This is a genomic window from Williamsia sp. Y721 (genome assembly GCF_059683565.1).
Genome location: NZ_JCASNH010000006.1, coordinates 141,444 through 153,619, shown reverse-complemented (window position 1 = coordinate 153,619; position 12,176 = coordinate 141,444). Strand labels below are relative to the sequence as shown.

At 65.0% G+C, this 12,176-nt stretch carries 11 protein-coding genes; 3 read left to right on the top strand and 8 right to left on the bottom strand.

The genetic code is table 11. From position 1 onward, the window contains the following. Positions 1–7: 7 nt before the first annotated feature. From AC56PL_RS26955 to AC56PL_RS26940, 4 genes are all read right to left on the bottom strand, one after another. A complete protein-coding gene (locus AC56PL_RS26955; RefSeq protein WP_495517044.1) occupies positions 8–937 on the bottom strand; it encodes a CDP-alcohol phosphatidyltransferase family protein in 930 nt (309 codons plus the stop codon). Next, complete coding sequence (locus AC56PL_RS26950) at positions 934–1,647, bottom strand: phosphatidylserine decarboxylase (RefSeq protein ID WP_495517045.1); 714 nt, start codon at positions 1,645–1,647, stop codon at positions 934–936. Before AC56PL_RS26950 ends, AC56PL_RS26955 begins: the two co-directional genes overlap by 4 nt. A gap of 93 nt (positions 1,648–1,740) precedes the next feature. Then, positions 1,741–2,976, bottom strand: coding sequence for a molybdopterin molybdotransferase MoeA (gene moeA / locus AC56PL_RS26945; protein WP_497155740.1), 1,236 nt, complete (start codon positions 2,974–2,976; stop codon positions 1,741–1,743). Next, entirely contained in the window at positions 2,976–4,337 is a 1,362-nt protein-coding gene (locus AC56PL_RS26940; protein ID WP_495517047.1) for a M20/M25/M40 family metallo-hydrolase, read from the bottom strand. Before AC56PL_RS26940 ends, moeA begins: the two co-directional genes overlap by 1 nt. A gap of 91 nt (positions 4,338–4,428) precedes the next feature. Here AC56PL_RS26940 and AC56PL_RS26935 point away from each other — a divergent pair, with 91 nt between their 5' ends. Continuing rightward, the gene (locus tag AC56PL_RS26935) at positions 4,429–5,217 is read left to right on the top strand and encodes an HAD-IIA family hydrolase (protein WP_495517048.1); all 789 of its coding nucleotides are present in this window, start codon (positions 4,429–4,431) and stop codon (positions 5,215–5,217) included. 10 nt (positions 5,218–5,227) lie between these two features. On the opposite strand, the gene AC56PL_RS26930 is transcribed toward AC56PL_RS26935, so the two are convergent. From AC56PL_RS26930 to AC56PL_RS26915, 4 genes are all read right to left on the bottom strand, one after another. After that, positions 5,228–5,683, bottom strand: coding sequence for an SRPBCC family protein (locus tag AC56PL_RS26930; protein WP_495517049.1), 456 nt, complete (start codon positions 5,681–5,683; stop codon positions 5,228–5,230). A 93-nt stretch (positions 5,684–5,776) separates the two neighbouring features. Next, the gene (locus AC56PL_RS26925; RefSeq protein WP_495517050.1) at positions 5,777–6,901 is read right to left on the bottom strand and encodes an acyl-CoA dehydrogenase family protein; all 1,125 of its coding nucleotides are present in this window, start codon (positions 6,899–6,901) and stop codon (positions 5,777–5,779) included. A gap of 36 nt (positions 6,902–6,937) precedes the next feature. Further along, positions 6,938–8,110: an acyl-CoA dehydrogenase family protein gene (locus AC56PL_RS26920; protein WP_495517051.1), complete on the bottom strand. Its 1,173-nt coding sequence runs from the start codon at positions 8,108–8,110 to the stop codon at positions 6,938–6,940. 192 nt (positions 8,111–8,302) lie between these two features. Next, positions 8,303–9,187 (bottom strand): LysR substrate-binding domain-containing protein, encoded by an 885-nt coding sequence (locus AC56PL_RS26915; protein ID WP_495517052.1) that lies wholly within the window; start codon positions 9,185–9,187, stop codon positions 8,303–8,305. Positions 9,188–9,299: 112 nt separating this feature from the next. Between AC56PL_RS26915 and AC56PL_RS26910 the strand changes: the two genes are divergently transcribed. Both AC56PL_RS26910 and AC56PL_RS26905 read left to right on the top strand, forming a co-directional pair. After that, positions 9,300–10,796 carry a CoA-acylating methylmalonate-semialdehyde dehydrogenase gene (locus AC56PL_RS26910; protein WP_495517053.1) on the top strand — a complete coding sequence of 499 codons (1,497 nt, stop codon included), beginning with the start codon at positions 9,300–9,302 and terminating at the stop codon, positions 10,794–10,796. A 24-nt stretch (positions 10,797–10,820) separates the two neighbouring features. Then, positions 10,821–11,990: an iron-containing alcohol dehydrogenase gene (locus tag AC56PL_RS26905; protein ID WP_497155739.1), complete on the top strand. Its 1,170-nt coding sequence runs from the start codon at positions 10,821–10,823 to the stop codon at positions 11,988–11,990. Positions 11,991–12,176: the final 186 nt, after the last annotated feature.

Below are 12,176 nucleotides of genomic sequence, written 5' to 3'. Positions count from 1 at the left end.
ACCGGTATCAGGAGCCGGGACGCCGCAATCCGAGACGGGCCACGGATTGGGTTGGACGTCCGCGACGCACCTGGCGGATCGCGCGGCGCTCGGCACGCCGTTCCCGCGGATGGTAATCCCAGGTCTCCGGGCGGCTGGCGACCCAGCGTTTGGTGCGCCAGGCGAAAGGGATGTGGACCAGGTAGAGGCCGATGGCGGCGAACATCAGCGCGTACGGGTAGGTCAGTAGGGCCGCGGCGACCAATGCCACCCCGATCAGCACCAGCACCAGTGCATTGGGGGGTACGGCAAACGATTTCAACGACGCCGTGGGTAGTCGGCTCACCGCCAGTAGTGCGGTGAATGTCATCCAGCCGCCGACGAACACGTCCGATGTCCACCAGCCGGAGCCGAACTGCTGGTCGAGCGCGATCGGCAGGATCGCGATCAGGGCAGCCGCCGGTGCGGGTACGCCGACGAAATAGTCCTTGGTGTACTGCGGCCGGTCATCGTCGTCGATCAGGGTGTTGAACCGGGCCAGTCGCAAAACGATTGCGCAGCAGTAGATCAGCGACAGCAGCCAGCCGGCGTCATTGCCCTGCAGCATGAGCACGTACAGCGTGAGTGCGGGTGCGACACCGAAGTTGATGGCATCGGCGAGCGAATCGAGCTCGGCGCCGATCTTGGTTGTGGCGCCGAGCAGTCGCGCGATCCGTCCGTCGATGCCGTCGAGCAGAGCCGCCGCGGCGATCATCGCCACGCACAGGTCGACCCGGCCGTCGAGTGCGAACTTCGTTGCCGACAAGCCGGCGCAGATCGCGAGCACGGTGAACGCCGATGGCACCAGCAACTTGCCGGTGTTCAGCGTTCCGGCTCGACTCGGCCGCCGACGGCCGGTTGTCGGGTTGACGCGGCGGGAGGCTGTGCGCTGGGTTTCGCCCCGTCCGTAGGCAATCATTTCAATTGCGCCAAAACGGTTTCCGCGCCCACCGCACGTTGCCCGACGGCAACGAGCGGGCGGGTGCCCTCGGGGAGGTAGAGGTCGACCCTGGATCCGAACCTGATGAGGCCGTACGTGTCGCCGAGTGTGACCTGATCACCTGGTTTGGCGTCGCAGACGATGCGGCGGGCCAGGAGTCCGGCGATCTGGACCACGGCGAGTTCGGCGCCGTCGTCGGTACGGATCAGCATCGAGTTGCGTTCGTTGGCCTCGCTGGCCGCCGGGAGGTCGGCACTGAGAAACGAACCGGAGCGGTATTCGATCGCCTCGACCTTGCCTGCAACAGGAATCCGCTGCACGTGGACGTCGAAGACCGAGAGAAAGATCGAGACCCGCGGGCGCGGGGTGTCGCCGAGTCCCAGTTCGACGGGCGGGGCCGCGTGATCGACCAGGGCGACCTGTCCGTCGGCCGGAGCGACAACAACACCGGGCGCGTTGGGTGGTACCCGGGACGGGTGGCGGAAGAACGCCGCGGTGGCGAGCGCGGCAACGGTTGCCGGGGTGCGGATCCACCCATGCTTGCGCCCGGCCACCGCGATGGCAGCCGGGACTGCAACAAACGGGATCCCGGCGCGGTGCAGAGGCGGCACGGTCTCGCGGATGAGGTCTGCGATGTGAGCCAGACCGGTAGTCGGCTCGGCGTCTGTCGGAGTGGGGCGTCTGGCCATGGCGTTATTGTTCCAGGCGAACGGCCGGAGCTGCGGCCGGTGCCGACGAGGCGACTGTTTTCGCAGGTCCGGGGCGATGCCGGTGATGGTGTGTCATAACTCTTCGAGTATCAGTACCTCGACTGTGCTGCCGGCATCGACCTTGTCGGTGTCGGCAGAGATGTCCAGCAGGACGTTGGCCGAAGCCATGTACGCGAGGTGATGTGACGCCGGTGGTCCGATGGGCCGGACCTGTGCGACACCATCGGTGATCGTGAGTTCCCCACGCCGGAATTGCCGTTTCCCCTTGGGTGAGGTGAAGGCCTCGGTGACCGTCGCCGCGATGGTTCGGCGCTGGGCCGGTAGTCCCATCGCTGATCGCAGTGGCGGGCGGACGAACACCTCGAACGACACCTTCGCGCTCACGGGATTACCCGGCAGCGTGATGATCGGAACCGGGTGGCCGCCTGCGCTGGTGTAGGTGCCGCAGCCCTGCGGCATCCCGGGTTGCATCGCAACCTTCACGAAATCGACCCCTTCACCGGTGAGGGCGTCCTTGACGACCTCGTACGCGCCGGCGCTGACTCCGCCGGAAGTGATGATCAGATCGACATCCGGGCCTTCTTCCCCGTCGATGTAACTGTCGAGACTGGCTCGGAACTCGGTGACGTCATCGGGCACGAAGTGGACCTGTTCGGCATGCGCGCCTGCCTCGATGGCCGCAGCGGTCAGCATCGCGCCGTTCGACTCATAGATCTGCCCGAACTCCAACGGGATGCCTGCCGGGACCAGTTCGCTGCCGGTGGAGAGCACCAGTACCCGCAGTGGCGCGTAGACCGGCAGTTCGGCCAGACCCAGTGCGGCGGCGAGGCCGAGCTGCGGGGCCCGCAGGACTCGGCCGACGGGCAACGCACGGGCGCCGATGCCGATGTCGGAGCCGGCCCGGCGGACCGCTGTCCCGACGGCGACGGCAGCGAAGATCTGAACCGTTTCGGTGCCGCCGTCGGTGCGCTCGACCTGGATCACCGCGTCGGCCCCGGCCGGCATCGGTGCCCCGGTCATGATCCGGTGCGCGGTTCCGGGCGCAAGAGTGAGCTCGTCGGTACGCCCGGCCGGGATGTCGGCGGCGACCGGCAGGGCCACCGGGGCGTCCTCTGTGGCGGCAGCGATGTCCTCGGCGCGGACGGCATAGCCGTCCATGGCCGAATTGTCGAAGCCGGGCAACGTGATCGGGGCATCGATGTCTTCGGCGAGTGCCCGGCCCAGCGCGTCCGCGGCGGGCACGGTGACAACGCGTGGTGACCGGAACAGTGCGGTCACCGCATCCTGATGTTCGGAAACGCTGCGCATCAGTTCTGGGCTCCGTACTTCGAGAGGAAAAGGGCAAGGGACAGTGCTGTTTTGGAGATCTCGTCGGGATCGACGCTCTCGTTCGGTGCATGGATCCGGCACGCGGGCTCCTCGACACCGAGCAGCGCGATCTCGGCTTGTGGGCAGATTTCCGCCAGTACCGTGCACAGCGGTATCGATCCACCCTGACCCGAATGGACGACGGGTTTGCCGTAGGCCTTGGCCATCGCCGCCGTCAGCGCGGTGTAGCCGGGTCCGGTGGTGACGGCCGAGAACGGCGCGCCGGTCGCCTGGGTCTCGACGTCCACCCGGGCATGCCACGGAATGTGTTCACGTAGATGCTTTTCCAACGCGGTCGCGGCCTCGTCGGGATCCATGCCGGGTGGTACCCGCAGGTTCAATTGCGCGGCTGCCCGCGGGTTGATCGCGGCCGGGGCGCCTGCCGTCGGTGGTGCGTCGATACCGATCACGGTCACGGCAGGTCGCGCCCACACCATTTCGGCGGGGGAGCCCGACCCGATGAGGTCGACACCGTCGAGGGTGGTCGAGTCCGCTCGGAACTGCTTGGCGTCGTAGGAGGCGCCGGGCCACGACTGATCATTGGTGAGGCCGTCGATGGTGGTGTTGCCGTCGGCGTCGCGCAGTGTTGCCAGACCCGCTATCAGCGCGGCCAGTGCGTCGGGTGCGCCGCCGCCGAACTGGCCGGAATGAACCTCGGAGGCAAGGGTTTCCACGGACACTTTCACCGCAGCCATGCCACGCAGGCTGGTGGTGAGTGTCGGGATGCCGGGCGCGACGTTGCCGGTGTCGCAGATGAGGATCATGTCGGCCTGAAAGAGTTCGGGTCGCGTACGCGCCAGGTGGTCGAGTCCTTCGCCGCCTGCTTCTTCGGAGCCCTCGATGACGATCCGGATCCCGACCGGCGGAAGCGGATCGAGCGCCCGCAATGCGGTGAGGATGGCAACCAGATTGCCCTTGCAGTCCGATGAACCACGTCCATACCAACGACCGTCGCGTTCGGTCAGCGAAAACGGGGCGCTGTCCCACAGTTCCGCCGGGCCGGACGGCTGCACATCGTGATGCGAGTAGAGCAGGACCGTCGGCGCACCAGCCGGGCCGGGCACGAACCCCAGGATCGTCTGGCTCCCGTCGATGGTGTCCATCACCAGCGAGTCGACGCCGGCGTCGGAAAACGCTCCGCGGACCCAGGCTGCGCTGGCCCGGCAGTCGTCGCGTTTGGCCGGATCGAGATGCACCGACGGCAGTGCCACCACATCGGCCAGGTCGGAATGTGCGCGTGTCATGAGGCCGGCGACTCGTTTGGACAGTGCGGAAAACTGGGGTGCGCGTTGATCGGCCATGACGCCAAGCATGCCGGAACGGAAGGGCACCTGTCAGCAAGGCGGCCATCCCGTCGTGCGGCCGCGCAGGGGCAGGACTAGCTTTTGAGTCATGGCTGAAGGGTTGCTACTCGACATCGACGGGGTGATCGTCACCTCGTGGGAACCTCTGCCCGGTGCCGTCGAAGCGTTGGAGGCGATCTCCGCATCGGGGATGCCCCGGATGTTCTTGACCAACACGACATCCAAGTCGAGAAGTCAGATCGCGCAAACGCTGACCCGAGTCGGATTCGAAGTGGATGACAACGAGGTGCTGACCGCGGCGGTGCTCACGGCCGAATACCTGCGTGCCAAGCACCCGGGCAAGCGGGTGGTGGTCCTCAACGAAGGAGAGGTCTCCGACGACATGGACGGGATCGATCTCGTCGAGGACAACCCGGACGTGGTGGTGTTCGGCGGTGCCGGGCCCTCGTTCACCCACGAGGTGCTCTCGAAAGCACTGGGCTGGATGATCGACGGGGTGCCCGCCATCTCGATGCACCGGTCGCTGTCCTGGTCGACCGCGTCGGGGCCGAAGATCGACACGGGTATTTATTTGGAAGGCCTGCAGAAGGCGACCGGCAAGAAGATCCCCGCGATCGGGAAGCCGTCTCCACTTGGATTTCGGTCTGCGATCGAGATGCTCGGAGTCGCTGACCCGGCCGAGGTGGTCATGGTCGGCGACGACATATACAGCGATGTTCTCGGTGCGCAAAAGGCTGCCATGGTCGGGGTCCTGGTCCGCACCGGAAAGTTCCGGCCCGAACAACTCCAGGTCTTGGAAGCAGACGAGTTCGGGCAGGTCCCCGACCACGTCATCGACTCGGTCGCGGACCTGCCCGCACTACTGGAAAAACTCTGATCGACCCTGATCAGGCGATGGCGAGTTTGATCTTCGTCAGCGTCTGATTCATCCCGTCGACCAACTCGGCGTCAAACGGCTTCTCGCCGCCCATCGCGGCATTGATGAGGACCTGGGAGACCTTGCTGGTCCCTTTGGGTGCCTCGCGGCGTTCCGTGAGCTTCACACCGTCGGCGGTGGGCGTGATGGTGAAACTCCACACGCTGTTGTTCTCGGCGATCCGGTAGGCGATCTCCTTGTTCGGCTCGTATCGCACCACCTTCGACCTGGTCGGCCACACCAGCAGCCCGCGCTTGTTGATGTTGATCGTTTTGGTTCCGAGGGTGACCGGTCCGCCGCCGCGCACGATGGTCTTGCGGCACTGCGGGCTCCATTCGCCCATCCGTTGCAGGTCGGACACCACCTTCCAGACCTGCTCCGGGGTGGCTTTGATCTCGGTGGACGCTTCGAGCAATGGGGCAGCCATGTTTCTCCTGTCGCGGTTCTACGTCATGAACGAACTCGTCGGTACGGCTTCGTCGATGAACCGCCGGTCCGACTTCGTCAATGTACGTTGTCACTATCCGATCAGGATCTTGTCATAGTCTGCGATGCGATCGGAGAGGGTCCGCAGATGTTCCGCGCTACCGCCGAGAGTGTGTTCGATGGCAAGTAGGCGACTGGCGTAGTGACCGACCGGATATTCCGCGGTGATTCCGATGCCGCCGTGCATCTGAATGGCTTCCTGGCCGACCTTGCGGGCCGACCGGCAGATCTGCAGTTTGGCGCGCGAGGCGATGACCGGATCGATGTCGCCGTCTGCGAGCGACACCGTCGCATAGAGGCTCATGCTGCGGGCCAGCTCGACAAGGACGTACAGATCCGCGGCCCGCTGCGTCAGTGTCTGGAACTTGGCCAGCGGCACTCCGAACTGCTTGCGCTGCTTGAGGTACTCGGCCGTCAGGCGCAGGGTTTCATCCATCGCGCCCACAGCCTCGGCGCACAACCCGACCTGCGCGAGCACCTCACTGCGGATCAGTGCGGCAGCGGTGTCGCCGGAATCGAGCAGGGCCGCCGGGGCGTCCTGCAGGTCGATCTGGGCGCCCCGCCGGGAGTCATGCGTCCGGAACGGCGTGCGCGTGACACCACCGTCAGCAGAATCGACCAGGAACAGGCGGACGGCGTCGTCGAGGCGGGCGGTGACGACGAGGACGTCGGCGCAGTCGCCGTGCAGCACCGGATTCTTGACGCCGGTCAGCGTGTAGCCGTCGCCGGAGGGGGTCGCCGTTGTCGCGACCGCCGCGTTCGGCCAGCGGTCGCCGGGCTCGGTATGGGCGAAGGCGGCCAGCACTTCACCGGCCGCCAGCGCAGGCAGGTACTTCGACTTCTGCTCGGCGCTGCCGGTGTCGGCGATGATCCCGCCGGGGATGATCACCGCATCGAGGAGCGGTTCGGGGGCCAGTGCGCGTCCGAACTCGCCGAGGACGGCGCTGATCTCCTCGGGGCCCGCGCCCATGCCGCCGTCGTCCTCGCTGAACTGCAGACCGAGAATCCCGATCTCGGCCAATGACTTCCAGAGGTCGCGACTCCAGCCGAGGTCGGTATCGGTGACCGCGCGGAGCTTTTCGAGATCGTAGAACTTGGACAGCACATCGCGCGTGGTGTCACGCAGCATCGTCTGCTCTTCGCTGTATTCGAAATCCATGGTGTTCTGTGGTCCTTTACAGGTGCGGGGGCGACTTCACAGCCCGAGGATGGAGGACGCGATGATGGTGCGCTGAACCTCGGACGAGCCGCTGTAGATCGACACCTTCCGGAAGTTGAGGTACGTCGGGACCGTCTCCTGCGCCCAATGGGGAGAGCCGATGTCGGCGGCATCGACGGCGAGCGAATCGACGCCTGCGATGTCGGCGAGAAGCTCGGTGGAGGCCTGCTGCAACTCACTGCCACGAAGTTTGAGGACTGACGAGACCGGGTCGGGCTTTCCGTTCGCCGACGAGGCGACCACTCGCATCTGCGTGAGTTCCAATGCCAGCAGCTCATTTTCGAGTTCGGCGAGGCGCGCTGCGAACAGGGGATCTGCGAGCAGGGTTCCGTTGCCGGAGGGGATCGTCGAGGCGAGTTCCTTGGCGCGGGCCAGCCGGTTCTTGGTGATGCCGACCCGGGTGACGCCGGCACGTTCGTTGCCGAGCAGGAACTTGGCATAGCTCCATCCGGCGTTCTCTTCACCGACGAGATTTTCGACCGGGACCACCACGTCTTCGAAGAAGACCTCGTTGACCTCATACCCGCCGTCGATCAGCTGGATCGGGCGGACGGTGATGCCCGGGGTCTTCAAGTCGATGAGCAGAAAACTGATGCCCGCCTGACGTTTTGGGGCATCGGGATTGGTCCGGACGAGTGCGAAGATCCAGTCGGCGTACTGCGCCAGGGTGGTCCAGGTCTTCTGACCGTTGACCACATAGTGGTCACCGTCGCGCACCGCCCTGGTCTTGAGGGATGCCAGATCGGAACCGGCTTCGGGTTCGGAGAAGCCCTGGCACCACCAGATGTCGAGGTTGGCCGTCGCAGGCAGAAACCGCTCCTTGAGTTCCTGTGAGCCGAAGTTGGCGATCACCGGCCCGACCATGTCGGCGTTGAAAGCCAACGGTTCCAGGACGGAGGCGAGGTTCATCTCGTTCTGCCAGATGTGCTTTTGTACCGGCGTCCAATCTTTGCCACCCCACTCGACCGGCCACTTCGGTACAGCCAGGCCGTGTTCATTGAGTTTGCGCTGCACGGCGATCATGTCGTCGGGAAATATCGAGGTGCCTGCAGCGGCACGCTCGCGGAGCTCTTTGGGAATTTCGGTCGTGAAGAAGGTGCGCAGTTCCTCGCGGAAGGCAACGTCTTCGTCGCTGAGTTTGAGGTGCATGGTTCCTTGATACTCCCGTTCGCGTGGGGTCGCGTCGCGATCTACGCACATCGCCTGATCCACGGCTATGTTCTCGCGCCCAGCGGGCCGACAGCGCCTCGATATTTTTCGAGGTCGGATCTGTTGGCCACCGTATACCGGATGTGCGTGTGGTCGGGGGCCAACCTCGAAGAGTTGTTGACGTCGCGCAGTTCACACAGACAGGTGCCGATGCCCGCTGACGGTTTCGCTGAGGAGGTCGGTGACCGCTCGGACCCGTTGTGAACGCGAGGTATCTCGGGCAACCACCTGCCAGTAGACGCGTTCGACCGAGAAGTGTTGCGGCAGTATCCGAGTCAGCGCAGGATCGGCCTCGCCGACATAGGTCGGCAGCGGTGCGATACCGAGACCTGTCCGGGCCCCCTGGTGATGTCCGGCTATGTTGTTCATCTGCACCCGGGCGGTGATCCCGGGACCGAGATGGTCGAGGATCTGCAACGGCTCGACATCGAGTAGCGCGTCGACGTACCAGATGATGGTGTGCTCGTTCAGTGTGCTGAGTTCGGTGACCGGACCGTGTGACTCGAGGTAGTCGTGCGCTGCGTACAGGCCGAGGGTGTAGGTGCCCAATCTGGTGATCAGGCTGGAACGGCGATTCGGGCGCTCCAATGTGATCGCCACGTCGAAATCGCGAACGGTGAGCAGGTCGTGGCTGGTTGCGGTCACCACTTCGACGGTCAGCTGGGGATGCCGCGCACGGAGGTGCAACAGGGCCGGTGCCAGCACGTACACGCCGAATCCGTCCGGTGCGACGATCCGGACAGATCCGGTGAGCTCGTCGGTTGGGGTGGTGGTGGCATAAGCGGCAGCCACCGCCGCCTCCACGGCGAGGGCGTGAGGGAGCATGCGTTGGCCGGCGGCCGTGAGCTGCCATCCGGAGGTGTGCCGGTCGAAAAGACGTTCACCGGTCTCGCGTTCGAGGGCCGCGATCCGCCGGCTCACGGTGGTGTGGTCGACCCCCAGGCGGCGACCGGCTTCGATGAGTCGCCCCGTTCGGGACAGTTCCAGCAGGTATCTCAGGTGGTCGGCACTCGGCATGCCCTCATTCTGGTGTGTGCATTTCTGCAGATGCAAATGCAGCATTGGCCGTTGACTGTGCGTTGACGCAAAGGCAGCCTTGAGGCAACCGCCAACGTTCAAGGAGAGTGCAATGTTCGAGATCGCCCACTGGTCGGAGGGGAAGCCGTTTGCCGGCTCATCCGATGTGCTTGCGCCCGTGACGAATCCGGCGACCGGTGTGGTGAGTGGCCGGGTGCGGCTGGCGTCGGTCGAGGACGCGAGAACGGTGATCGCAGCGGCCGCTGCCGCGTTCCCGGCCTGGCGCGATACCTCGTTGTCCAAGCGCACCTCGATCATGTTCAAGTTCCGGGAATTGCTCAACGAGCGCAAAGGCGAGTTGGCGCAGATCATCACGGCCGAGCACGGCAAGGTCGTCTCCGATGCGCTCGGTGAGGTCGGCCGGGGACAGGAGGTCGTCGAATTCGCCTGTGGCATACCGCACCTGCTCAAGGGTGGGTACACGGAGAACGCGTCGACGAACGTCGACGTGTACTCGGTGAGCCAGCCGTTGGGGCCGGTCGCGATCATCTCGCCGTTCAACTTTCCGGCGATGGTCCCGATGTGGTTCTTCCCCATCGCGATCGCCGCAGGCAACACAGTGGTGCTCAAGCCGAGTGAGAAGGATCCATCGGCGGCCTTGTGGATGGCGCAATTGTGGGCGCAGGCGGGGCTGCCCGAAGGTGTGTTCAACGTCTTGCAGGGTGACAAGGTGGCGGTGGATGAGCTGCTGACCAACCGGTCGATCAAGTCGGTCTCATTCGTCGGCTCCACGCCGATCGCGCAGTACGTCTACGCCACCGGGACTGCCGCGGGTAAGCGGGTGCAGGCTCTCGGCGGCGCCAAGAATCACGCCATCGTGTTGCCCGATGCCGACCTGGATCTGGCAGCCGACGCCATGGTCAATGCCGGATTCGGATCAGCCGGTGAACGCTGTATGGCGATATCGGTGCTGGTCGCTGTTGGCGACATCGCCGACGAACTCGTCGGAAAGATCGTCGAGCGCACCCGGCCGTTGAAAACCGGTGATGGCACGAAGGATTCGGACATGGGGCCGTTGGTGACCGCGGCGCACCGTGACAAGGTCCGTGGTTATGTCGACGCCGGTGAAGCGGAGGGCGCCACTGTCGTGGTGGACGGACGCGCGATCACCGAGAATCCTGATCGGCCGTCTGACGGATTTTGGCTCGGGCCGACCCTGCTCGATCACGTCACGCCCGAGATGAGTGTGTACACCGATGAGATCTTCGGGCCGGTTCTGTCGGTTGTGCGCGTTGAAACCTATGACGAGGCACTGGAATTGATCAACGCCAACCCCTACGGCAACGGGACCGCGATCTTCACCAACGACGGCGGTGCGGCCAGACGTTTCCAGAATGAGGTCGAGGTGGGCATGGTCGGTATCAACGTGCCCATCCCGGTCCCGATGGCGTACTACAGCTTTGGTGGCTGGAAGGCCTCGCTGTTCGGGGACAGCCACGCACACGGAATGGAAGGCGTGCACTTCTTCACGCGTACCAAGGCCATCACCAGCCGATGGCTTGATCCGAGTCACGGCGGCATCAACCTCGGGTTCCCCGAAAACAGCTGAACCCTTCCGGTACCAGGAGATTCCATGACAACAACGAACATCGCACTGCCGCGTTTGCTGCGACTCGGAGGAGGCTCACTCGCAGCAGTTGGTGAAGTTGTTGCCGCCCTGGGCGTTACTCGTCCGCTGATCGTCACCGACGCCTACCTCGTCGGATCGGGGGCGGTGGCGAGGGCGACGGAGATCCTCACCGCCGCCGGCGTGGACGTTGCGGTCTTTGCCGAGACCGTGCCGGATCCCACCACGGAGTCGCTACAGGCCGGCCTCGACGCCGTGCGGGGGCATCGGGCCGACTCGGTGATCGGATTCGGTGGCGGCAGTCCGATGGACACCGCGAAAGCGCTGGCCGTGCTTTCGGCGGCGGGAGGTGAGATGCGAGATTTCAAGGCACCGCGCCAGTATTCGGGTGATGCGCTTCCGATCATCGCCATCCCCACAACCGCGGGGAGTGGCTCGGAGGCAACGAAGTTCACAGTCATCACCGACAATGCCACTGACGAGAAGATGCTGTGTCCGGGGACCTCGTTTCTGCCCGCCGCCGCGATCGTGGACTACGAGCTCAGCCTGTCGATGCCGCCGCGGCTGACGGCCGACACCGGGGTGGATGCATTGACCCACGCGATCGAGGCATATGTGAGCCGAAGGGCGAACCCCTACTCCGACAGCCTGTGCCTGACCGCGATCAACGCGGTGGGCAAGCACCTGCGTACCGCGTATCGCGACGGCCAGGATCGGCAGGCGCGGGAAGCCATGATGCTGGCGTCGATGCAGGCGGGGATGGCATTCTCCAATTCGAGCGTGGCGCTGGTGCACGGCATGAGCCGGCCGATCGGTGCGCATTTTCAGGTGGCCCATGGGTTGTCGAACGCGATGCTCTTCTCGGCGGTGACGGAGTTCTCGATCGCCGGTGCTCCGCTGCGTTATGCAGAGTGCGCGCGGGCTCTCGGGGTTGCCACCGACGCGACCCCGGATCCGGTCGCGGCGAGCGCCTTGGTGGACGAACTCAAACAGTTGTGCGCCGACGTCGAGGTCCCGACACCGGCGGCGTTCGGCATCGAACGCACGGCATGGGACGGCCTGTTGCCGGTGATGGCCGAGCAGGCGTTGGCATCGGGATCGCCGGCCAACAACCCGCTGGTGCCCGACGCCGATCAGATCTGTGACATCTACCGGACGATCTACGCCGGATCGTGAGGCCTCGGCGTAGCGGACATCGTGTGCTCTGTGCATGTTCCGTGGCTATACTTTGTGGCTGACGCCGGACCTCGTTTGTGAGGGACCCCGTTCTCTTCAACTGAATTGGCGCGGTGTGCTGTCGAACGTGATGGGTTGGTGGAATCGACCGCCGAGTCCCCGCGGGTCGAGCCTTCCGTTGCCGAC

Coding starts and splice junctions, on each gene's coding strand:
- AC56PL_RS26955 (WP_495517044.1), bottom strand. CDS start 937: ATGATTGCCTACGGACGGGGCGAAACCCAGCGCACAGCCTCCCGCCGC.
- AC56PL_RS26950 (WP_495517045.1), bottom strand. CDS start 1,647: ATGGCCAGACGCCCCACTCCGACAGACGCCGAGCCGACTACCGGTCTG.
- moeA (WP_497155740.1), bottom strand. CDS start 2,976: ATGCGCAGCGTTTCCGAACATCAGGATGCGGTGACCGCACTGTTCCGG.
- AC56PL_RS26940 (WP_495517047.1), bottom strand. CDS start 4,337: ATGGCCGATCAACGCGCACCCCAGTTTTCCGCACTGTCCAAACGAGTC.
- AC56PL_RS26935 (WP_495517048.1), top strand. CDS start 4,429: ATGGCTGAAGGGTTGCTACTCGACATCGACGGGGTGATCGTCACCTCG.
- AC56PL_RS26930 (WP_495517049.1), bottom strand. CDS start 5,683: ATGGCTGCCCCATTGCTCGAAGCGTCCACCGAGATCAAAGCCACCCCG.
- AC56PL_RS26925 (WP_495517050.1), bottom strand. CDS start 6,901: ATGGATTTCGAATACAGCGAAGAGCAGACGATGCTGCGTGACACCACG.
- AC56PL_RS26920 (WP_495517051.1), bottom strand. CDS start 8,110: ATGCACCTCAAACTCAGCGACGAAGACGTTGCCTTCCGCGAGGAACTG.
- AC56PL_RS26915 (WP_495517052.1), bottom strand. CDS start 9,187: ATGCCGAGTGCCGACCACCTGAGATACCTGCTGGAACTGTCCCGAACG.
- AC56PL_RS26910 (WP_495517053.1), top strand. CDS start 9,300: ATGTTCGAGATCGCCCACTGGTCGGAGGGGAAGCCGTTTGCCGGCTCA.
- AC56PL_RS26905 (WP_497155739.1), top strand. CDS start 10,821: ATGACAACAACGAACATCGCACTGCCGCGTTTGCTGCGACTCGGAGGA.